We start from the raw sequence: 22644 nt of genomic DNA on the forward strand, positions 1-22644 counted from the left end.
CGAGAAAGTTTGCTCTAAATGCGGTCCCAGATGAATGGGAAAAGGTAGAGATTTAAACCTCTGCCTCTTGTTTAAGAAATTGGTTCACTTGTTCCGCACATTTTCTGCCTTCGGAAATCGCCCAAACAATCAAAGATTGGCCTCTTCTTACATCCCCGCAAGCAAATACTTTAGGAATGGTCGTAGCAAAAGACCCGGGTTTTGTTCCGAATTCCGCTTTCACATTTCCTCTGGCATCTAACTCCAAACCTTGGTTTTGCAAATCTTGCAATAAACCTTCTTTTACAGGATTTACAAATCCCATAGCAAGTAACACTAATTCTGCGGGCCATTCGAATTCGGTTCCGGGGATCGGAATGAATTTTCCGGCTTCTTCCTTGATTTCCTGTCCGTAGATAGAAGTGACTTCTCCTTTTTCATTTCCTTTGAAGCCCAAAGTGGAAATCGCCCATTTACGAACCGCACCTTCTTCGTGAGAAGACGATGTTCTTAACATTTTCGGATACAAAGGCCAAGGAGTGGAAGGATCTCTGTCTTTCGGAGGTTCGGGGAATAGTTCTATTTGTGTGATTGATTTTGCACCGTGTCTGTTGGAAGTTCCTACGCAATCCGAACCTGTATCTCCACCGCCGATTACGATTACATTTTTGTCTTTAGCGGAAATGATTTCCAAATCGTCTCCGGCAACTTTTTTATTATTCTTAGCAAGGAAGTCCATAGCGAAATGAACTCCTTTGAGCTCTCTACCGGGAAGAGGTAAGTCGCGGGGAACTTCTGAACCGCAAGCAAGGACGATTGCATCAAAATCATCTTGTAATTCTTTGGTGGTGATGTCCTTACCTACATTTACATTTGTTTTGAAAACAACTCCCTCTGCTTCCATTTGTTTCATTCGTTTGTCGATATGCCATTTTTCCATTTTGAAATCGGGGATTCCGTAACGGAGTAGGCCGCCGATTCTATCGTTCTTTTCGAATAAAGTTACGGAATGTCCGGCTCTAGCTAACTGCTGTGCTGCGGCAAGTCCTGCCGGTCCTGATCCGACCACTGCTATTTTTTTACCTGTTTTGTGTACGGAAGGTTGCGGGATGACCCAACCTTCTTCCCATGCCCGATCGATAATCGTTCTTTCGATCGACTTGATGGATACGGGAGGTTCTATAATTCCCAATGTGCAGGCAGATTCGCAAGGAGCCGGGCAAAGTCTGCCCGTAAACTCCGGAAAATTGTTTGTCTTGGAAAGATTTTCCCAAGCCTCTTTCCAACGACCTCTGTAAATGAAATCGTTGAACTCTGGGATGAGGTTGTCTACAGGGCATCCTGTTTCGCCATGGCAAAAAGGAATTCCGCAATCCATACATCTTGCGCCTTGCTCTTTTACCTTTTCTTCCGGGAAAGGTTTCTCAAATTCTTTGTAGTTTTTGATTCTTTCGCTTGGAGCTATCTTTTGAAGATAATCTTTTTTATATTCTAAAAATCCAGTCGGTTTACCCACGTGCGCCCACCCCTTCTTTTTGTCCGTTCGCCGAACCTGCTTTCGCTTCTTCAGCCATTTTTTCCAGAGCTTTCTTATAATCTCTTGGAATGATTTTTACAAAACGTGATATTTCTTTGTCCCAGTTGCTAAGTATCAAAGAAGCTCTTTCCGAACCCGTATAATTTTTATGTTTTAGGATCAGGTTTTTCACTTCTTCGATCTCTTTAGCGTCTGTTAAAGGATCCAAGTCTACCATCTCTTTATTGATCTGAGCTTCTATCTTGCCGTCGGGATTCCAAAGATAGGCGATTCCACCCGACATTCCTGCGGCAAAGTTGCGGCCGATACTTCCTAGAACGATCACTCTTCCGCCGGTCATGTATTCGCAGCCATGGTCCCCGGTTCCTTCTACAACGACGACCGCCCCCGAGTTACGAACTGCAAATCTTTCTCCTGCAATTCCATTCACGAAAGCTTCACCACTTGTTGCTCCGTAAAAACATGTGTTACCGATGACTATGTTTTCTTCCGCCTTGTAAGGAGCTGTCTTCGGTGTTTCGAAGATTAATTTCCCCCCGCAAAGTCCTTTTCCTACATAGTCGTTTCCTTCGCCGGTCAATTTCAAAGTGATTCCTTTCGTAACGAAGGCAGCAAACGCTTGTCCTGCGGTTCCGGTGAAATTGATTTTAATAGTATCTTCGGGAAGTCCGTCCACTCCGTATTTTTTGGTCACTTCATGGGATAACATGGTTCCGACCGATCTGTTTAAGTTTACGATATCCGATTTGATTTCTACAGGTTGTTTGTGATCCACCGCCGCTCTTGCCTGGCGAATCAATTCGTTATCGATTTGTTCATCCAAATGATGGTTTTGTTCTTTGGATCTGAAAAGACCTGTCGGGAAAATCGGAGTAGGTCTATGCAGAACTTTCGTAAAATCAAGACCACGTGCCTTCCAATGGTGTTGAGGTCTTTTGAATTTGATCTTTTCCACTTGGCCGATCATTTCTTCAAAAGTTCTGAATCCGAGTTTTGCCATGATCTCTCTCACTTCTTCCGCGACAAAGTTCATGAAATTCACAACATACTCGGGTTTGCCTGTGAATTTACTTCTTAAAAATTCATCTTGAGTTGCGACTCCCACAGGGCAGGTATTGAGATGGCATTTACGCATCATGATACAACCCACTGCCACAAGTGCCGAGGTGGAAAATCCGAATTCTTCCGCACCGAGTAACGCACCAACTACGACGTCTTTTCCGGTAAGTAATTTGCCGTCCACTGCCAGATACACTCTATCTCTGAGTCCGTTCGCAACGAGAGTTTGGTGGGTTTCGGAAAGTCCCAATTCCCAAGGAGTTCCTGCATGATGAATGGAAGAAATAGGACTAGCTCCCGTTCCACCTTCGTGACCTGCAATCAGGATATGATCCGCTTTCGCTTTTGCAACTCCTGCAGCAACAGTACCCACTCCCGTTTCCGATACCAGTTTTACCGAAACTCTGGCTCTCGGGTTCGAGTTTTTCAAATCAAAGATCAATTGTTTCAAATCTTCGATGGAATAAATATCATGGTGAGGAGGAGGAGAGATCAAAGTTACACCCGGAGTCGCATAACGAAGTCCGCCTATGTATTTGTCCACCTTGTGACCGGGTAGCTGTCCGCCTTCACCCGGTTTTGCGCCCTGTGCCAATTTGATTTGGATATCATCCGAGTTAGTAAGATATTCCATTGTAACACCAAACCGAGCTGAGGCGACCTGTTTGATCGCAGACCGCATCGAGTCTCCGTTCGGGAGAGTTTTGAATCGGATCGGATCTTCTCCGCCTTCACCCGTATTGGATTTTGCACCGATTCGGTTCATGGCAATGGCAAGAGTAGTATGCGCTTCCCAGGAAATGGATCCGTGGCTCATGGCTCCCGTTTGGAATCTTTTGAGAATGGATTTTACGGATTCCACTTCTTCCAGAGGAATTTCATTTGAATTTTCAAAATCCAGATTGAACAAACTTCTGAGAGTGATCGCCTTTTCGTTTTGGTTGTCGATAAGGCTTGAAAACTCTTTGAAAGTTTTGTAATCATTGTCTCTGGTTGCTTTTTGCAATTTATGAACCGTAGTAGGAGTATAGAGATGAGTATCTCCGTTTTTGCGGAAATAATGAACTCCACCCGGCTCCAGGTTGTTTGGAAAGTAAGTGGAATCATAAGCTTGTCTGTGTCTTCTGACAGTTTCTTCTTCCAACATTTCCAAAGAAAGCCCTTCGATTCTGGTTGGAGTTCCCGCAAAATATCCGTTCACTAGCTCCGAATCAAGACCGATCGCTTCAAAGATCTGCGCTCCGCAATACGACTGCAATGTGGAGATTCCCATTTTGGAGAATACTTTGAAAAGTCCCTTCCCGATGGATTTGATATAATTCTTTTTGGCGGTTTTGTAATCGGAGACTTCCGGCAACAACCCTTGTTGGTTTAAGTCCGACAGAGTTTCGAAAGCCAAGTAAGGGTTGATTGCGTTTGCACCAAAGCCGCATAACAAGGCGAAGTGGGCAACTTCTCTCGGCTCTCCGGATTCCAAAACGATTCCTACTTTGGTTCTGAGTCCTTCACGGATTAAAAAGTGATGAAGCCCTGCGACTGCCAAAAGAGAAGGAATCGCGGTTCTTTTCTCATTCACCCCATGGTCAGTCAGGATGATCAGATTGACACCGGATTCACGAACTGCTTTCGCAGCATCCTTGCAAACCCGATCGAGAGAGTTTCTCATATCGTGCTTTTTGGAAGGATCGAATAATATCTCGAAAGTTTTGGATTTGAAATGACCTTCGCTGATCTGTTTGATCTTTTCAAAGTCCTCATTGGTAAGAATCGGATGTTCAAGCTCAAGTCTATGGGCATGTTCCGGCTGTTCGTCCAGAAGGTTTCCTTCCGGCCCGATGTAGGTAGTGAGCTCCATCACAAGTTCTTCCCGGATCGGATCGATCGGAGGGTTTGTTACTTGAGCAAAGTTCTGTTTGAAGTAACGGAAAAGAGGTTGTGATTTTTCACTGAGAACGGCAAGTGCAGAGTCCACACCCATGGAACCCGTAGGTTCTTCACCCGCTACTCCCATCGGTTTTACTATGGTAAATACGTCTTCATGTGTATAACCGAAGGCTCTTTGGCGTTCCAATATGGTTTCGTGTTGCGGCTGTTTTACGTTCTCCGGATCAGGAAGAGAATGCAGACGAATCATATTCTCATCTACCCATTTTTTATATGGTTTTTGAGTGGAGATTTGTTTTTTGATTTCTTCATCGTCCAGGATTTGACCTTTCTCCATGTCGATAAGGAGCATTCTTCCCGGGCGAAGTCTATCTTGTTTGAGAATTTGTTCCGGAGGAAGGTTCAATACTCCCGCCTCGGAAGACATGATGACTTCATCGTCTTTTGTAACGATAAAACGTGCGGGACGCAAACCGTTTCTATCCAGAGTGGCGCCTATGATTCTTCCGTCCGTAAATGCGATTGCAGCCGGTCCGTCCCAAGGTTCCATAATCGTAGCGTGGTATTCGTAAAACGCACGTTTGTCGGCATCCATTGCTTTGTTTTTGGACCAGGCTTCCGGAATCATCATCATGACTGCGTGAGGAAGGCTTCTTCCTCCCATCACAAGAAGTTCGAGTACAGTATCGAATGTAGCGGTATCGGACTGACCTTCCATAACGATAGGAAGCATTCGTTTCAATTCTTCCCCGTAAATAGGGGATTCCATTACCATTTGTCTCGCTGCCATCCAGTTCATGTTGCCGCGAAGAGTATTGATCTCTCCGTTATGGGCAATCAGCCTGTAAGGGTGTGCCAAGTCCCAAGTAGGGAATGTGTTAGTCGAGAAACGGGTATGAGTCAGACAGAAAGCGGATTTCAGATCGGGATCTTTCAGATCGTCGTAGAACTTTTTAACCTGATCCCCGAGTAACATTCCTTTATAAACGATTGTTTTGGAAGAGAAGCTGGGAACATAGTATTGGGAACGATCCAGTTTGTATTCTGCGCGAATCCTTCTGTCGATGAGTCTTCTGATTAAGAATACTTTTCTCTCGAACTCGTCGCTTGTTTTGATTTTTTTCGATTTTTTGGCAAAGAAAACCTGTTTGAACACGGGAAGTGTTTTTAATGCGACTATCCCCGCGTAATTTGTGTTAATCGGAACTTCGCGAAAACCTAAAAATTCCTCACCTTCGTCAACGATGATCTTTTCGATTACGTTTTCGAGAGCTTCCCGCACATCTTTATTCTGGGGTAAAAATAAAACTCCTACTGCATAATCACCTTCTTTAGGTAATTTGAAAGGAAGTACCTTTCTAAAAAAGGCATCGGGGATGTTGATCATGATCCCGGCACCGTCACCCGTTTTAGGATCGGCCCCCTCGGCGCCTCTGTGCTCTAGGTTGCACATAAGACGGATTCCCTTGTCCACGATATCTCGTGAGCGTACTCCTTTGTAGTTGGCGATAAAGCCGACGCCGCAGGAATCTTTGTCCAGAGCGGGGTCGTACATGCCTTGCGCTTGTGGTCCTAGAGGAGGGAGTGTAAATGGATTTCTTTCTGTGTGCATGAGTATCCTATCCTAAAGCAAGTAATGTACCTTGTTTTTGAAAAAGGGTTAAGCGTCCAATCCTTTTAAAAGTAGCATATTGTGAGACTTTTACGCAATTTCAAAATCTTTGAAATGTATCTATGTTAATCATTATGCATATATAATAGAAAATATGATCACGTGGTACGCATTTTTTGAATTTTTATTTTGAGGCAAAAAAGCGAAAATATAAGGCAGTTGTGTACTCAAGTGGCAGATCGCTTAGATACCAATTCTGTTGTTTCCAACCTTCGCCTATGATCTTTCCCAGATCGGAAAAGGTGCCACTTAGGTCTCCTTTGTCTTTTTTCTCCGCTAGCTCCAAAGCTTTTTGATAAATTTCTGATTTTAGAAAACCCATCGTTTTGGAAGGAAGATCAAGTTTTGCAATCACTCCGGAATCTTTGATCACTTCCGATTCCAGACCGGGAGGTTGTCCTTTGCGAATCGAATACAGTTTGTATGATGATCCTGTTTCTTCCAACACCATCATCATATCTTTTTTTCCAAAGATATTCGCATTCCCAATCCAAAATGCAATCGGGTAAGTGATGAAAAGAATACTTAACCCCAACCAAACGGATTTTTGATGATAATAACTTACGTATGTAGTAAGAACTCCCAGATGACCAAAGCTTAAGAACAAAAAGAAAAACCCCCAAGCAAGAGGAGACACAATGTAATTCCAACGAAGTGGCAATTGTATTTCGGGTAAATGTGGTTTTCTTTCCGGCACATACATAGGAAGTGAAGATTCCGGGTTTTTCGACTCGTTGATTTTTAAAAAAACACCGGGGTGCTTTTTTCCATACACAGTGTGGATCGGTAAAGGGAAGATTTTTGAAAAACGCCTCAGCTCCCGGTTCAATTCAGCGTATCTGGAAAAACCTTCACTTTTCGTTACGCTGACTGTTGTCAAAGGAAGATAAAATCCGTTCTTATGTTCTAGGTTGATTGTATCTTTGTAACGAACCGAGTTTTTATCTGAGACAGTTTCGGAAGTTACGGTATAAGATTTCCAATCGGAAAAGGGAATCGTTACATCTTTTATTTCTCGTGAATCTCCAAAGGAAACAGTGTTCTCTTTCGCATCTATTTTTGCCGCATAATGAAAGATAGAGTTTGGGGATTTGTACGAATCGTAGCATAAATAACTGAAGGGAAAGAAACTAACGAAAGTAAATAGAGTCAGTGCGATACTCGGTTTTTTATCAAGAGAACGAAATGCAAATAATCCGGAAAAACAGGCAACGATCCAAAATACCGCTCCCGCTAAGTAAATATATTGATAAGTATCTTGATCACTGATTATGATAACATCCTGTAAAAACTTCACTTCCATTGATAAAAAGAACTTTATTCTTAGAAAAATGTCAACTATGCTATTTCCCATGCCAATTCGATTCAGCCTATTATTTGCCCTTTTCTTTTCTTCGGTTTTGGCGAAAGAGATTCCTAATTTAGCGGGAAGGGTTACGGTGGAACCGGGTATTTTTTCCTCAGTTTTTCAGGAAAAAATGGAAAGTATTCTTGCCGATCATGAAAGACAGTTTACCAATCAGATTGCAATTCTCGCCATACGTTCATTAGAGGGCGAAAATTTGGAAGAATATAGCATCAAGGTCGCCGAAGAATGGAAATTAGGTGAAAAGGGAAAAGACAACGGAGTTTTGATTCTCCTTTCTTTGGATGATAGAAAAGTCAGGATTGAAGTCGGATACGGTTTGGAAGGAACCCTAACGGATATTTATTGCAATCGTGTGATTAAAAATACTATGATTCCTTTTTTCAAGGATGGAAATTACGAAGAAGGTTTGGAGAAAGGCTCATTCGAAATCATTCGGATCTTGGAAACAGGGGAAGTTCCGCCAGAGCCTACATTATGGGATAAGTTTAGAAAATTCCGAGGTATCGGTGAGGAAGGGGGATTCTTTTTATATATCTTTGGAATTCCATTTGTGGGCGTCATCTTTACTTTTGCCTTTATCGGTGCCTTTCATGAAGACATTAAAGGTGTGGGATTGTTCTTTTTTCTTTTGATTTTTTTTCAATGGCTGCCTACCATGTTCTACGGATTTTGGGGGTGGGCGGTTTGCAACTTCATTTATCTGATTGGGTTCCCCTTTGTCCGTCTAACAAGAAATCGATTCTCGATAATCAAACGATTTTCCGACAAGGTATCCCGGAATGTCCATTACAGTGAAGGTGGCGGAAGTTGGAGTTCCGGTGGAAGTAGTAGCTCTTCGGGAGGAGGGTTCAGCGGAGGTGGAGGAAGTTTCGGTGGCGGTGGTTCCAGTGGTAGTTGGTAAGTAAGGAGTTGTATGCAAACTGATTACGAAAAAAGATACTTAGCACTACTTGATGCCATAACCCGGGCACAGTCTACTTTTATCTCCAGTGATCACCAAGATGCATTTCAACAATTATTGAAAGATCTTTTGCTTTTGACGGAAAGTGAATTCGGTCTGATCGGAGAAGTATTGTTCAATGCTGCTGGCGAACCTTATCTCAAAGCTCAATCCATCTCCGATATTTCCTGGAATCAAACGGAAAAAGGCGCGATCGAAAACTCCGATAAAATCAATAATTTCGAATTTTCAAATTTGGAAACCCTATTCGAACACGCACTATTTACGGGAGAGCCGATTCTTTTTAATCAGACATTCACGGAAAAATCAAAACCGATCCCCGGATTTTCTCCTCCTCATTCTTTTTTAGGCCTTCCTATCCGGCATTTGGGAAAAATCACCGCTCTTGTATGTATCGCAAATAAAAAAGGCGGTTACGAAGAGTCTATAGCAAAGTTTTTAGAACCGTTGTTACTTACGATTGGACAACTAATTGAAGCTAGACGCTCTCAGAATATCAGAAAATTTGCGGAAGAAGCATATAAACAAAGTACGGAACGGTTTGAAAGAATGGCTAAGACCATACCGTTCGTTTTGTACGATTATATTATGCATAAAAACGGAAAAAGCGAGTTTTTATACCTAAGTCCCAGATGTTTCGATTTTTTCGAAATGGATGCTCCTCAAATGCAAAACGATTTCAAATTGTTTTTCAATATGGTCCATCCTCACGACAGAGCCAAACTAAGATCAGGTGTTTTTCGGATCGGTAGAAAGAGTACTCAATTCGATGTGGAACTTCGGATGATCACCCCATCAGGAAAACTCAAATGGATTCAACTGTCTTCTTTACCGAGTACCACCAAATCCAATGAATCGGTCATTTGGAGCGGATATATGTTGGATATAACCGATCGGAAGAATTCGGAAGAGGCCATAAAGGAATCGGAAGCAAAATTAACCGCATTTGTTCAATATGCACCGGCGGCAGTGGCGATGATGGACAACCAAATGCGTTATATCGCATGTTCCGAACGATGGAAAGTAGATTACGGTTTGGTGGATCGTGATATCATCGGCTTCTCCCATTATGAAATATTTCCGGAGATATCGGACGAATGGAAGGAAATACATAAACGTTGTTTGGCAGGAATTACGGATCGACGCGATGAAGACCCTTTTTATCGTTTGGACGGAAGCATTCAATGGTTGAAATGGGAAGTACGTCCTTGGACTACACCTAATGGTAGTATCGGTGGGATGGTGATGTATACCGAAAATATTACGGAACGGAAGCAGGCGGAACTTGAATTAAAACAAGCAAAGGAACAGGCGGAATTTGCAAGCAGCGCTAAAACCGAATTTTTGGCAAACATGTCTCATGAAATTAGAACTCCTTTAAACGGAGTGATCGGTTTTGCGGATCTAATGATGCAAACTCCTCTCAATGAAGTTCAAAAATCCTATATGGAGAATGTATCTACTTCCGCGCGTTCCCTTATGGATGTGATCTCAGACATTCTGGATTTTTCGAAAATCGAGGCGGGAAAACTGGAGTTGTATGAAGTGGAGACCGATCTTCTCGATTTGATTACTTCTTCCATTTCCATACTCGCCTTACAGGCGAAGGCGAAAGGAATTCAGATGACCATTCATCTTCCGAAAGAACCGATCTTTGTATTAGTCGATCCGATTCGTTTGAAACAAGTACTACTCAATTTATTCAGCAACGCCATTAAATTTACAAGCCGCGGAGAAATTGAATTTAATTTGAAACGCATTGAAGGAGATCATCCGCCTATCAATGAATTTGCATTTTCCATCAAAGATACCGGGATAGGAATTTCAAGAGAGAATCAGTCCAGATTATTCCAGGCATTCAGTCAAGGAGATGCTTCCACTACCAAAAAGTACGGAGGCACAGGGCTTGGACTTGTGATTTCGGAAAAGATCTTAAATCAAATGGGGGCTTCCCTTCATTTGGAAAGTACCCCCGGTCTGGGAAGTACTTTCAGTTTCAGTTTGTTTTTGCCTTTTGCTTCTCAATCGAAAGCCAGATGGGGAATACAAGAAACCACACAAACTTCCGCAACCACTTCTAACGAGGATAACTCATCAACGGAACCACCGTTGTTAATGATTGTGGAAGACAATTCCGTGAATATGCAGCTGACGAAAGTTCTCGTATCCAGACTTATTCCCGATGCAAAAATTCTGGAGGCAAAAAACGGAACAGAAGCGGTAGCGGAGTACAAACGTTCTTTGCCTAAAATCATCCTGATGGACATTCAGATGCCGCAAATGGACGGTTATACGGCGACGAAGGAAATCCGTGAATTTGAAAAAGAAAGGAATCTATCTGCGACCATTATTGCTCTTACTGCGGGTGCTGTAAAAGGTGAAAAGGAAAAATGTTTGAGTTCGGGTATGAACGATTTTCTAACCAAACCGATAGATAGAAGCGCTCTGAAACAGATATTGTCGCAGTACTTGTCTTAAATTTAAAATCTAGATCCCCAACCAATCTGTGATTCGGTCCACAGCTTCTTCTTTGGAAAGATTACTCATATTCAATTTATAATTTGCCGCATTTTCATAAACCGGTAATCGTTTTTTCAGAATTTCGGAATAGGCTTTGTTTTTAGCTAGATCGGGTCTTGTTTTGTCGCCTTCCACCTTTTCCAAAAGTTCTTTAAAATCCCTTTCTAAGAGTATGATTCTTCCCAGTTTTTTCAGAATGAATAGTTTTCTTTCGCTTAAAATTTCATTGCCATCCGCATCCAAATCGAAAAGAATTCCCCCGCCGGAGTCCAATATGATTCCATCCGCACTTTCCAGTTTTTTCAGAATGGAATATTCCAGATCTCTGAAACTTTTCCAGCTATTGTTTTCAATGTACTTGGGAATGGGCATTCCACCGTTTTCGTATACGATGATGGAATCTGTTGAAACTATCGGATAGTCGATTCGTTTGGAAAGTGCACGGGAAACTTTGGATTTTCCGGCACCTCTCGGGCCGATGAAAATAATATTCATCGTTTAAACGTTCAGAAGATCGGCAAGGCCTGCCTGTAGATCCGGGATATGCAAAAAATAGTTTTCAATATCGGCATCTGTAATCCCTGTTAGACTAAGTGCCAAAGGAGAGATGGGAACCGATTCGCCTCCGATATCGATTCCTATTCCGGACACTATAATGATGATACTTGCGATATGAACAACGCTCGTTAGTAGCTGATTGACTTTTGAATTTTCCGGATTGAGATAGTTGGCAACCACATCGACTAGTTCCGGCGGGAAATTCCACTTCTTCAGTAGATTTTCCGAAACTTCCATATGAGTATAACCGAAGTATTTCTTCTCGAGAGTAGGGAAAGGTTCTTTGTTTTCCTTCAGCTCATTTTTCAATTGAAATAGAACCGGTTGAAAGAATTGGGAAAGTACAATCTTACCCACGCTACACAATAGGCCGGAGGTAAATGCCAAGTCTTTGTCGATCGGTAGCTTTTTGCTTTGTACGATCCGGCTGGACATTTCCGCAACAAGAAGGGAAGCACTCCAAAGTTGGGCAGCTTCCAATTGATAACTGTTTAAATCCTGGGAAAGAATACCTTTAGCCGCTGTTAGCAGGACAATTTCTTTGACAGTCTTTGTTCCCAAAGTCATAAGTGCTTCGGAAACTGTGCGGATGGGTTTGGAGGCCCTGTAGTATGCTGAATTTGAGATTTTAATTACGGAAGCGGTGATCGCCGGGTCTTTGGAAATTTCAGAAGCAAGATCGTTGATATTCACATCAGGGTTTTGCAACTTTTCCAAAACCTTCGATACTACGGATGAAATCGCAGGAAGTTTGTTTACGTCTTTTAGTACTTCGTCTACTTTTTCCTTTAACATGGTCTGATTATCGCACCTTATACAGGTACTTTTCCATACCCGCTTTTTTTAACAAAATTCTACCATCTTCCGTATACAAGCTGATGGTCCTACCTTCGTTTCCTGCAATGTCTTCCACTATAATTGGGATTTTCTTTTCTTCCATAAATTTTTTGACAATTGCTATATTTTGCTCACCTATGTTTTGTAAAAAATTGGAATTGATTCCTTTGAACATAGATGCTCCGCCAAACATCCGGCAATTGAATTGGCCTATGGAAGAGCCTGCCTCCTGCATCATCTTGATCAGTTCAGGTAAAGCTGTTTCGCCGTATTTATGGGGAGATTTTTGGGAATCTTTGCCAGTAGGGTCTTTGGCGAGCATGATATGGGATATGGCCCCGATTTTTTGTTCCGGGTCATAAAGAACAATTCCGATACAGGATCCGAGAGTCGTACGAAGGATATCCGTACCTTTTCCGACCTTGATATCGGCGATCCCTACATTTATGATTTTAGATTTTACCAACATTCTTCTTGTTTTTGGAGAATGGAACCGCTACTTAGGTTTAAAGGATAGAAATCCTATACAATGCCTTCAATCAAAAAATCAATTACAAAGACAAAAACAACAAGAAAACCGAGTTTTAAGACAACCGAACCCTACAAATTAGAATATTTCGGGAAGACGGAAGTCCATATTCTGGGAACCGCCCATGTTTCCGAAGTCAGTGTCAAAACGGTTGAAAACCTAATCGGAAAAGTAAAGCCGGATTCCATCTGCATCGAGTTATGCGAATCCAGAATGAAATCTGTCGAAGATCCCGATTATTTGAAAAAATTGGATATCTTTAAAGTATTCAAAGAGAGAAAAATGTGGCTTCTCATGTCCAGTTTGATTTTGTCCTCCTTTCAAAAGAAGATGGGTGGGGATGTGAAACCGGGCGACGAAATGCGTAAGGCGATCGAGTTAGGCCGCAGAACGGATGTTACAATTGTCCCGGTGGATAGAGACATTCAAACGACTTTAAAACGGTCTTGGGGGAATGTTTCTTTTTTTTCAAAGATGTATTTGTTCAGTGCTCTCATCACTTCTCTTTTCGTTCGTGAGGAAGTAACGACGGAAAAAATAGAAGAGATGAAAGGGGACGATATTCTAAAGGATCTTTTTTCTCAGATTCCCAAAAGATATGAGTCGGTCAAACACGTAATCATCGATGAAAGGGATATGTATCTTGCCGAAAAAATCAGAAGAGCGGCAACCGAATCCGGCGTAAAGAAAGTTGTGGCTGTTGTCGGAGCAGGGCATTTGCAGGGAATTTTAAATCATATTCGTAAAATAAATGATCTTGTCCCTTTGGAAGAAATTCCCAAAAGAAAATGGCAGGATATTGCGAGTCTCATCGCATATCCCGTGTTTTTCGGTGTATTGATCGCTTATACCACATGGTCTCAAGGAGCCGGTGCCGGTGTGGATCTGGTTTCCAAATTGGTAATTATAAAAGGTGGGCTTGCAGCCCTTGGTGCGATCATTGCACTCGCTCATCCTATTTCCGTCTTCCTTGCGTTTATCACAGCACCCATCGGAACCTTTTTACCCATTTTCAAAGCAGGCTGGGTCGCAGCATTGGCGGAGTCTTATTTAAGAAAACCGCTTGTGGAAGATTTTGAAAAAATCACAACCGATTCCGAATCATTTTCCGGATTTTGGAGAAACCGTGTGATTCGGATTTTTCTGGTGTTCTTTCTGCCTCAAATCGGTTCCACAGTCGGAACTTTTATTGTTGCTTGGAAAGGACTAAAAGGTTTATTTTAGAGTTAAGAGACCGATTGTATCGGTCTAATATCCGGATGAGAAAAGATCGTTCCAAGCCGCTTGCCTTTGTTTTATGTTTTGCATTCCTTTTGTTTTTGGGATGCAAATCGGCGGTGCTTGATCTATGTCCGGGGGATTTTGCATTTTATAAAAATACGGTGGAATCGACTTCCCATCTGCCGAAATGCCACCAAACAAATTCCGATAGTGAGAAAAAAGATTCCAAAGAAACGTGTGATTGCCCTCTAGCTTTCCAGGAATTGCGCACTGCGGAAGCTTCCTTTTCTTTGGAAAAGTCGGAGACCCAAGAGTCCAACACCTTTTTCTCCTTCTATCAAACCGATAGGCCTTTTCACCTATTGTTCTCCTTTCTTCCCGGCAATTTCTCCAAACGGCAAATCCGATATCTTTCTTCTACAAACCATTTTTTAGATTCGGTTCGACTATTAATTTAAAATCCCAAAAAGAAAATGGATTTCCATTTTCTTTTACCCTCTCTATGTTTTAAAATTTAATAAAGGAATTATATATGAACCGTAAACAATTTGTAACCAATTCAGCTGCTATGCTGGCGACAGCAGGCTTAGTGAACAGTCTTTTCGCGGAAGATCATAAACACGATATGACTATGCCCGCTTCCACGGGAAAATCCAAGTATGCAAAGGTTTTAATGTCTGCAATCCATTGCAAACTTGCCGCGGAGGTTTGTCTGGGGCACTGTATCACCGAACTTGCAAAAGGTGACAAAAGTCTGGGTGATTGCGCGAAATCTACAAGAGAAACAATCGCAGCCTGTGAAGCATTTATTTCTCTTGCCAGCAACAACTCTCCTTTCACTAAAAAGATGGCATCTCTCTGTGTGGAAATTTGCGAAGCTTGTGCGAAAGATTGCAAAAAACATGCGGAACACCATGCTGTTTGTAAGGATTGTTATGAAAGCTGCGTAGCTTGTGCCAAAGAAATGGCAAAAGTATAAACAGGTTATAAACGAAACATCATGTCATTCCGTTTGGAATGACATGAGCTGAATTCTATCGTTTCTTTTTCTTTGCAGCTTTTTTGGGGCTAGGTTTTTTAGCAGCAGGTTTTGTTTTGGGCTTAGGACTTTCTTTTTTCTTTGCTGCAGCTTTTGCCTTCTTGCGATTTGCAGGATCAAATTTTGAAAAATCCACTTCTATCTTTTTAGGCACTGCATGAACAGGACTTGCTTTTGCTACCGCTTGCATCTGAGGGTCTTTCGGAGTTCCTAAAAACTCACGAATGGTTCTTAGGTTTTCATGTCGTCTCACCAAATTGTAGTTACCCGGTATATCAAACCACAAATCCCTTCCTTGACCAAACTCAGTACTTTCTTGCGGAGAAAAACTAAAGTCTTCGATGGCAGAGAGAGGTTGGAATAAAGGAAAAAAGAGTGCGTTTTTATAATTCTTTTTCACCCAATCGGATTCGAATCCCCAATAGGAAAAACGGGAGTCACTGAAGGAATGAGATCCGTGGAAGGGTGTACCTAAAGTAATCAGTCTTTTGACTTTTCTTCTGGATTCATCCGGTAATACCAAACAGAGCAAACCTCCCGTATTATGAGCGATCACAGTGGCTTCGTTAGGTGCAGTTAGGATTTGTTTGGAGAGGTGAAGGACAGCTTCTTCAACGGAAACGGGATTACGCAAAGTGGAGAGGATCGCCACATGAAATCCCAGATTGTCCAAATCGGCTTTGAGTCTTCTATAGAAATCTTTTCCGGCCATATGACCGGGTATAATGAGTATGTCTTTCCCTTGGCAATCTTCTGGTTGGGAATGGCCGGGTAGGAAGTAGAGAATTTTTGCCCAAATTTTTTCTAGTGCGTCCAGAAATTGAAACATACTATGAGAATTATCCTTGGGGGAGATTTGTCTATGAAAATCGAATATTATTTAGTAGTTCTGGAAAAAACCCCATCCCAATTTTCACCCGGAGGTTCTTGGAAAAGAACTTCACATCTCTTGATAAGCAATTGGCAGGCAGCATCCTTTTTTCCGAAAAATTCCTGTGCTTTTTCGAATTCTTGAATCGCTTCCTTCCATTTTTGCCCGGTATAAAAATCAAAGGCTCTTCGGTATGTGATTTCACCCTTCGCTTCGTCTTTGGTTTCTTTTTCTTTTGTATTAAGAAGGGAATAAATTTGAACAGGTTGATCTTTTCCTTTGACTCGAATCCGATCCAAAAACCGGAATTGGAAATGGTCTCTGCATGCGGCTTCGATGGTTTCCGAAACCAATATATCCGCCCCGTAATCTTTTGCGGCCGCTTCCAATCGGGAAGCAAGGTTTACCGTATCTCCCATCATGGTATAGGATGCTAAACTTTCGGTTCCCATAAAACCGACCTTAGCTGGTCCGCAGTTCAAACCGATTCGTATTTTCATTTTTCTTGCCGATTCGGTGTAATCATTCTTTTCCACCCAGGAGGCTTTTAGCTCTGCTAATTTTTGAATCATAGTAAGGGATGCTTTGCAGGCAAGTTCGGGGTGGAGTGCATTTTTCAAAGGGGCTCCGAAAATTCCGACGATTGCATCACCTATATATTTATCCAAAGTTCCGGAATTCGATTTTAAAATCTCAGTCATCGCGGAAAGATATTCGTTGAGTAAACGTGCAAGTTCGCTCGGGGAAAGTTCTTCGCTGATGGATGAGAATCCTGCGACATCTGAAAAGAAAGCGGTGATTTCCCATTCCCCCCCTTTTTTAAGAGATTCAAGATCTTCCAAAGCGTGTGAGACAACACTTGGGTCGACTAAGTTCCGTAAGATACTATTGTACTTTCTTTTGTCTTTCCCTTCTATATAAGTCAGATATGCATAACCTAACAAATAAGAAACCGGAAAGGAGGTAACGAAATGGGAAGGAGGGAGAACCATGTTGAATCTATAACAAACGTAAAATGAAACTAGGAATACTGCGGTAGCAAAAACGGGAAAGGCAATTCGTAACCAATGATGGGTCGCAAAAAATAATACATAAGTTCCTATCGTTAGAAGTACAACTGCAAAAAGTCCTCCCCAAATTTCCGGGATCTCATACAGTGTGTGATTTTCTATCATATTGGAAATGAACACTGCTTGTGCGATCACACCGGGAAATAATCCGAAAGGAGTCACTACATCATCATGGGTTGCCGCCGCAGACGTTCCAATGAGTACTATTTTATCCGTAAAAAAACCGGGTGGAACAATCAGATCCGCTTCCGATTCGGCCTGACCCGTTTGGATCATCGTTTGTGATTGTAAGACTCCTCCTGCAGAATACCTTGGAATTTCCCTGATTTGTTTTTCCGAATAAAAATAAGACCGAATCAATCCCGATTTTCCCAAAGGGAAACGAAAGGTTTTGTCGTTTTTGGAAAGAGTCAAAAAATTCTTTTCCAAGTAGGGTTTGGCTGTTCCTGAACCGACAAATCCTTGATAGGCGATTGTAGGGTAGTGGGAATCTCCCCATTTTAAGAAAGGAGCGAATCTTCTGAGAGTTCCGTCGCTATCAGGGATGATATTGACTGCATGGACGAAGGGAGTTGTCTCTCCTATTTCTCCGTTTGGGAAAGAAACTGTATTGAATGTAGGGAAGGGGGAATCTTTTGGAAGAGGGATTTCGAACTTTCGGTTTTTTTCCTTTTTCTCGTCTACTTGTGCGCCTATATCCGTTCTGAAATTCACCGCATGGGATATATTGGAGAAGGATCTGTTTGCTTCGGCAAGGCTGGAATCATCTTCCGAGCTTTCCGTAAATAATATGTCGACTAATATGAGTTTGGGGGCACCCATTTGGATATAGGAAAATAAAATGGGATAAACCGTTCTTTTCCAAGGCCAACGACCCAAGTCGGGATTGTCCGCATATTGCGCGAGACTCTGCTCGTCGATATCGACGATTACAACATCTTTGGAGAAGGAATTATGCGAAGGAAGCAAAAGAAAAAAGCTATCGGAGATCTTTCTGTTCCAAACTTCACTGACACCCAAGAATGCGAAAATCAGTAAAACAAATATAGGTACGATTACACTTAAAAGAAATGGCAAAAAGAATTTTTGATTTTTCATGGAATCAGTTTTTTGTATTGGCTCCATTCCTCTTTTACGGCAGGCGCATCTTTATTGGATGCGGTAGATTCTATTTTTGCAAGTTTGGTAACTCTGGTTGCCGTATCGGGGTGAGTATGCGTTAGTTGTTTTGCGTTCGGAGCTTTGGTAAGCCGGCCGAGATAGTCCCCCAAACCGTTGGCAGGATATCCTGATTGCGCCGCAAGTATCACTCCCGCTTCGTCCGCTTCCCATTCGAAGGAAATATCTCTTCCCGTTTCGAAAAATTGTTTTTCCAGTTCATCCAATGTTGCCGAAGTAGCTGCACTGATGACTTCTCCTCCCGAGGGTCCTAACATACCTGTGACGATTTCTAAAAATACATTCATCTTTTCAAAACTTCCGTTATGAAATAACACTACATGTCCTATCTCGTGCGATAAAACTCCTGCAAGTTCGGCTTCGGATGCAATTTGATGAAGACTTCCTTTGGTAAGAAAAATAAATCCACCGGGACAGGCAAATGCGTTGATTTCATTGGAATCCAAAATCCCGAAGCGAAAGTTTAAATCTCCTCTGGAAGAGTTATTTGCAATCCTTGTTCCAACCCGGTTTATATATTTCGTAAGTTCTTCTTCTTTGACCAGATTGTATTTTTGAATCAATCTTGCTGCAAGCGCTCTTCCCACTTTAACTTCTTGTTCGGTATCTGAGGAAACGGATCGGGAAAAAGAAGTATCCGTGCGTTTTGTAACAACGTTGGTTTCCAGGCGAAGGGATTCCAGCCAACGTAAAGATTCAAAATCATAAAGTTCAGCTCCGCCTCTCACTCTGAGTTTTTCCGTTTCGGAAAGTCCTCTTGCTGCTGCGGTCTTTGTAAAATCGGAAGCTCTTTGTCTGGCGAGAACGGATTCCGAAGAATTGGAAGCAGCTCCCAATTTGATTTTTTCGCTGGGGGGAAGAGGGGAAACGAATAATTTTGAAACCCAACCGGTTTTGTCATTATTGCGTACTTGTACGAACAAACCTTGCTCACTCGTTTGTGTTAGACTTTCTCCCATGGAAAGTGGTAACCCATCAGCTGTTAGTTGGGGAGAAGTCAGTAATTTTGCTTTAGGACTTTGCACATAGAGGATTCCTTTGGCAAAACTGTTAAAGAAAGAACAAACCAGCAAAAATAAAATCAAATAAGTCCGTTGCATTAACGCATATCCAAAGTGATTTCGTTTTGTTTGAAAACTCTTTTTTGCATTTTGCTAATCCGGTTGACAATTTATTTCATAAATAATCATGCTTGCTTAAATGAAAGCATACTACTGTGTTTCTATTGTACTCATTGCAAGTTTTTTCTCCTGCAAGCCCGCTAAGGATACCAGCAATAGCGTTCAAAACTTACTTGCTAGGTTGCTCATCCGAAACCAGCTCTCTTCGGTAATCAATTCCGAACTACCTTCCAATCTCGCGGTGGCAGTTCCCCGTTCCATTCGCAAGTCAAGTACCACATCCGGTTCTGTTCGTGCTGTGGATGCAGCTTCCATTATCAATAACAATGAAACCGGACTTGCCATCTTACAGGAAGGAACAGCAACCATAGGTCAAATTCTACAAGAATCAAAACGTGATTTGTTTCTTTTATCCGGTGTGTATGAGAAAGCAAAAGCGAACCCGGGTGTTTGTTTACCGGGAGGTACCGCTTCCATTTCCGTAACGCAGGCGGCGGAGGATGAGTTTGTATTGGGTATGACCCGATTGGGAATGTCGGAAGATGATGCAAAAAGCGAAGTTGCCCGCCTCCAACAAACTGGGGTTCTTCCTTCCGTCGGACAGTCCGTACCATCTCCTGCAGTAGTGTATCGCGATTCCACTGATCCTGATTTCGATAAGGAAATGTCGTTTTCTTTCAATGACACGATCACAGTTGCACAAACTTGTCCTAAAAACAAAATCTATCAAAAATCCATGCGTTGGAAAGCGGACAAATCGTTGGTATCCTCTTCCATCCAAAAGACAGTAAAATTTTTTAACCTTACTTTGGAAGTGTCCGCATCCATTTCTTATTCTTCCGCCGAAGGTAAAAAGGATAAAACCGTACTGAAAACTACGCAAGTGAGTTCTTTAGGAAACGGAGGCAAAACCAAAAGCACTGCAAAACTGATCATGGAAGAATGTTCCACAGATACGGAATCAAATGCAGGCAATTGCATCTCACTCAAATACACTTCGGAAGAAGACAATAAAGGTAAAAAAATTACGAACACCATCACCGGAAAAACGGACAATGAAGGTGGGTCTGTCATCACCGAACGGGTGGATAAAACAGATAATTCAAAATACAAGATTATCGAACTTTATGATCCTCAAGGCAATATTCTTTATCTCGAAATCAATGATTTGAACACATCGGATTATGATTCCTACGGAGAGTTAGACGATGATCTGGCTGCGAAGTACGGATACGGACAAGAAGCAAGCTTTGACGGAGCTGTGAGTGTTACTTTGGGCACTTCTTGGGCGGGCGGTATCGGTCAAGGTACTTCCCCTTATCCTACCTACAATACTTATACCGAATATGATGAATTTGCATTAGTTCCTACAGGGGACGATCCCAATGATAACGAAGATTCCATTCTGGGTTACGGACTGTATTGGGATGAGGATACGAACGCGACCAATCCATGGGATGATCCGGATGAAATGGCAATTGATTATTTCGGAGTCGCAGATGATGTCCAGAAAGGTCTGAAGGTCTGGCGGGTTGTCTATTATGACGAAGATTACAATTATTATTATGAACTACTGCCGAACATGACGGTAGCTGTTGCACCTTAACAGGAAATTTATGAAAAAAATATTATATGCATTTGGTTTTACTCTTTTAGCTGGTCTTGCTTCTTTGTCCGCTTCGGAACCGTTTAACAATATACAAGGGTTTTACGGGGAGCGCGCTGCGGGCCTCGGTGGTGCGTTTACCGCTCTTTCCGATGATCCCTCAGGTGCTTACTACAATCCCGCAGGGATGGCTTTTGCACATAACGACGGTTTTTCGTTATCGGCAAGTAACTTTAAAAATGTAAAAAGAAGTTATATCAATATTGATACGCCCGGTCAGATGTACAACCAAACCCACCAAGGATTCGATCCCAATTTTGTCGGTATTCTAAAAAACTTTGATAAATGGAAGTTCGGGTTTTCCATTGTAAATACTTATAATTACGCTTATGATAGAGCGGACCAGGTGAATTACCCTTTGGTTTCTCCTTCGATCAATCAAACTAGAAATTATGTGAAGGAAAAATATTCTCAACTGCTTGTGGGTCCGAGTTTCGCCTATCTGATCACGGACAGATTGTCGATCGGAGCTACTCTCTATTACATGAATGATACGAAGGAGATTTCAAGAACTCAGTTCCAACAATACTCAAATTTATCATATGTTATGCGAAGTTACGTTGACAATCGGCAAACTACAGGTCTTATGCCGATTTTGGGAATTCAATACCAACCTCACCAAAAGGTGTCTTTGGGAATGAGTATGCGTAAAATATTTGTGACCGGTGGAAATCGTCTTTACAATGAAGTTTATACCGATTCCACCCGGAGCGCAGGGACTTCCGCTGTCGATTTTTTGGAAGGAACCCAATCCGGATTTTCTTCCATTGAAGCCGGAGTAGTGACCCAAAAACCGAAACTGGTCAGCTCGATTCCTCAAACAACAGAGATTAGGTGGGGGGCCGCTTTTTTCCCTACTTCCCGCTTCCTTGCTTCCTTCGATGTCATTTATACTTCCGGATACAGAACCAATCGTTCCCAAGATGAAATTAGCAGATCGGGAAACAAATTTACGTACACTTTGAATGATACGGAAGTGAGAGAACTAACTCGTGTTTCCACAATAAATTATGCTGCAGGTATGGAGTATTATTTGATGGATACTTTTTCGGTGCTTGCAGGTGTTTTTACCAACGAGCCGAATACAAAACCGATATCCTGGACGGAATCCGCAGTAGATCTTTATCTGCAAAATCTCTACAACAACCAACTCTCCGCTTCGTCAGGAGAAAACAGTTTGGTTTATAAATACCCTAGATCCGGCACCAATACTAGGAACGAATATTCCAGAAACCGGGGACTCAGTTTGGGCTTTTCCTGGGTCAATGCAAAATCCTCCATATCACTTACCTTCATCCGGGAAGTCGGTTCCGGAAATTCCCGAATTGACCCCAGCTCGCTTTCTCAATCTTTTGAATATAGTGCGCATTCTGTTTACATCATGGTCAGTTCCAGGAACTAGATTTTTTCCCTTCGTTTTCATTCTTTTATTGGGAGGGGGTTCTCTTTTTGCAGAGTCCTCTCCGCCTTCTTACACGCGCGCTTCCCAGGAATTAGTTATCGCTTGGGAAAAACTATACCCCCTCCCTTTTCGGGAAATTTTAAAACAAGATCCTTTAAAAAAAGGAATCC

The 22644-nt window shown here is 42.2% G+C and carries 16 protein-coding genes; 6 read left to right on the plus strand and 10 right to left on the minus strand.

The genetic code is table 11. The features are described from left to right. Nucleotides 1-52 precede the first annotated feature (52 nt). The 3 genes from DI077_RS18840 to DI077_RS18850 all read right to left on the minus strand — a co-directional run bounded on the left by DI077_RS18840 (nt 53) and on the right by DI077_RS18850 (nt 7434). Entirely contained in the window at nt 53-1495 is a 1443-nt protein-coding gene (locus tag DI077_RS18840) for a glutamate synthase subunit beta (RefSeq protein WP_109022394.1), read from the minus strand. Then, nucleotides 1488-6071 carry a glutamate synthase large subunit gene (gene gltB, locus DI077_RS18845; protein WP_109022393.1) on the minus strand — a complete coding sequence of 1528 codons (4584 nt, stop codon included), beginning with the start codon at nt 6069-6071 and terminating at the stop codon, nt 1488-1490. Before gltB ends, DI077_RS18840 begins: the two co-directional genes overlap by 8 nt. Nucleotides 6072-6255: 184 nt before the next feature. Next, nucleotides 6256-7434, minus strand: coding sequence for a hypothetical protein (locus DI077_RS18850; protein WP_135354943.1), 1179 nt, complete (start codon nt 7432-7434; stop codon nt 6256-6258). Between the two features lie 28 nt (nt 7435-7462). Between DI077_RS18850 and DI077_RS18855 the strand changes: the two genes are divergently transcribed. Further along, on the plus strand, nt 7463-8401 hold the full coding sequence (locus DI077_RS18855; protein WP_109022391.1) for a TPM domain-containing protein: 939 nt from the start codon (nt 7463-7465) through the stop codon (nt 8399-8401). A gap of 12 nt (nt 8402-8413) precedes the next feature. Then, nucleotides 8414-10939 carry an ATP-binding protein gene (locus DI077_RS18860; protein WP_109022390.1) on the plus strand — a complete coding sequence of 842 codons (2526 nt, stop codon included), beginning with the start codon at nt 8414-8416 and terminating at the stop codon, nt 10937-10939. Nucleotides 10940-10948: 9 nt separating this feature from the next. Here the strand turns inward: DI077_RS18860 and DI077_RS18865 are convergent, their stop codons facing one another. From DI077_RS18865 to DI077_RS18875, 3 genes are read right to left on the minus strand one after another with little or no spacing between them, the layout of a single operon-like run. Continuing rightward, a complete protein-coding gene (locus tag DI077_RS18865; protein ID WP_109022389.1) occupies nt 10949-11476 on the minus strand; it encodes a shikimate kinase in 528 nt (175 codons plus the stop codon). Between the two features lie 3 nt (nt 11477-11479). Then, on the minus strand, nt 11480-12334 hold the full coding sequence (locus tag DI077_RS18870) for an HDOD domain-containing protein (protein ID WP_109022388.1): 855 nt from the start codon (nt 12332-12334) through the stop codon (nt 11480-11482). 7 nt (nt 12335-12341) lie between these two features. Next, nucleotides 12342-12845 (minus strand): chemotaxis protein CheD, encoded by a 504-nt coding sequence (locus DI077_RS18875; protein WP_109022387.1) that lies wholly within the window; start codon nt 12843-12845, stop codon nt 12342-12344. Between the two features lie 60 nt (nt 12846-12905). Here DI077_RS18875 and DI077_RS18880 point away from each other — a divergent pair, with 60 nt between their 5' ends. Continuing rightward, nucleotides 12906-14129: a TraB/GumN family protein gene (locus DI077_RS18880; protein ID WP_109022386.1), complete on the plus strand. Its 1224-nt coding sequence runs from the start codon at nt 12906-12908 to the stop codon at nt 14127-14129. Nucleotides 14130-14274: 145 nt separating this feature from the next. Here DI077_RS18880 and DI077_RS18885 read toward each other — a convergent pair whose 3' ends face one another. Next, nucleotides 14275-14448, minus strand: coding sequence for a hypothetical protein (locus DI077_RS18885; protein WP_167837229.1), 174 nt, complete (start codon nt 14446-14448; stop codon nt 14275-14277). Between the two features lie 210 nt (nt 14449-14658). On the opposite strand from DI077_RS18885, the gene DI077_RS18890 reads away from it, so the two are divergent. After that, entirely contained in the window at nt 14659-15105 is a 447-nt protein-coding gene (locus tag DI077_RS18890; RefSeq protein WP_109022384.1) for a four-helix bundle copper-binding protein, read from the plus strand. A gap of 55 nt (nt 15106-15160) precedes the next feature. Here DI077_RS18890 and DI077_RS18895 read toward each other — a convergent pair whose 3' ends face one another. From DI077_RS18895 to DI077_RS18905, 3 genes are read right to left on the minus strand one after another with little or no spacing between them, the layout of a single operon-like run. After that, nucleotides 15161-15994, minus strand: a complete 834-nt coding sequence (locus DI077_RS18895) for an esterase/lipase family protein (RefSeq protein ID WP_109022383.1) — start codon at nt 15992-15994, stop codon at nt 15161-15163. 47 nt (nt 15995-16041) lie between these two features. Continuing rightward, nucleotides 16042-18204 carry a CHASE2 domain-containing protein gene (locus tag DI077_RS18900; protein WP_109022382.1) on the minus strand — a complete coding sequence of 721 codons (2163 nt, stop codon included), beginning with the start codon at nt 18202-18204 and terminating at the stop codon, nt 16042-16044. Next, nucleotides 18201-19385 (minus strand): M48 family metalloprotease, encoded by a 1185-nt coding sequence (locus DI077_RS18905; protein WP_109022381.1) that lies wholly within the window; start codon nt 19383-19385, stop codon nt 18201-18203. Before DI077_RS18905 ends, DI077_RS18900 begins: the two co-directional genes overlap by 4 nt. A gap of 100 nt (nt 19386-19485) precedes the next feature. Between DI077_RS18905 and DI077_RS18910 the strand changes: the two genes are divergently transcribed. Beyond that, nucleotides 19486-21012, plus strand: a complete 1527-nt coding sequence (locus DI077_RS18910; RefSeq protein ID WP_135354942.1) for a hypothetical protein — start codon at nt 19486-19488, stop codon at nt 21010-21012. Between the two features lie 10 nt (nt 21013-21022). Continuing rightward, nucleotides 21023-22474, plus strand: coding sequence for an OmpP1/FadL family transporter (locus DI077_RS18915; protein ID WP_109022379.1), 1452 nt, complete (start codon nt 21023-21025; stop codon nt 22472-22474). Nucleotides 22475-22644 lie beyond the last annotated feature (170 nt).

Source organism: Leptospira kobayashii (assembly GCF_003114835.2).
Taxonomy (GTDB): Bacteria; Spirochaetota; Leptospiria; order Leptospirales; family Leptospiraceae; genus Leptospira_A; species Leptospira_A kobayashii.

Excerpts from the sequence above, each read along its gene's own strand:
- DI077_RS18865 (WP_109022389.1), bottom strand. The coding sequence starts at position 11,476 with ATGAATATTATTTTCATCGGCCCGAGAGGTGCCGGAAAATCCAAAGTT.
- DI077_RS18900 (WP_109022382.1), bottom strand. The coding sequence starts at position 18,204 with ATGAAAAATCAAAAATTCTTTTTGCCATTTCTTTTAAGTGTAATCGTA.
- DI077_RS18910 (WP_135354942.1), top strand. The coding sequence starts at position 19,486 with ATGAAAGCATACTACTGTGTTTCTATTGTACTCATTGCAAGTTTTTTC.
- DI077_RS18915 (WP_109022379.1), top strand. The coding sequence starts at position 21,023 with ATGAAAAAAATATTATATGCATTTGGTTTTACTCTTTTAGCTGGTCTT.
- DI077_RS18860 (WP_109022390.1), top strand. The coding sequence starts at position 8,414 with ATGCAAACTGATTACGAAAAAAGATACTTAGCACTACTTGATGCCATA.
- DI077_RS18895 (WP_109022383.1), bottom strand. The coding sequence starts at position 15,994 with ATGTTTCAATTTCTGGACGCACTAGAAAAAATTTGGGCAAAAATTCTC.
- DI077_RS18875 (WP_109022387.1), bottom strand. The coding sequence starts at position 12,845 with ATGTTGGTAAAATCTAAAATCATAAATGTAGGGATCGCCGATATCAAG.
- DI077_RS18850 (WP_135354943.1), bottom strand. The coding sequence starts at position 7,434 with ATGGAAGTGAAGTTTTTACAGGATGTTATCATAATCAGTGATCAAGAT.
- DI077_RS18890 (WP_109022384.1), top strand. The coding sequence starts at position 14,659 with ATGAACCGTAAACAATTTGTAACCAATTCAGCTGCTATGCTGGCGACA.
- DI077_RS18905 (WP_109022381.1), bottom strand. The coding sequence starts at position 19,385 with ATGCAACGGACTTATTTGATTTTATTTTTGCTGGTTTGTTCTTTCTTT.
- gltB (WP_109022393.1), bottom strand. The coding sequence starts at position 6,071 with ATGCACACAGAAAGAAATCCATTTACACTCCCTCCTCTAGGACCACAA.
- DI077_RS18880 (WP_109022386.1), top strand. The coding sequence starts at position 12,906 with ATGCCTTCAATCAAAAAATCAATTACAAAGACAAAAACAACAAGAAAA.
- DI077_RS18855 (WP_109022391.1), top strand. The coding sequence starts at position 7,463 with ATGTCAACTATGCTATTTCCCATGCCAATTCGATTCAGCCTATTATTT.
- DI077_RS18870 (WP_109022388.1), bottom strand. The coding sequence starts at position 12,334 with ATGTTAAAGGAAAAAGTAGACGAAGTACTAAAAGACGTAAACAAACTT.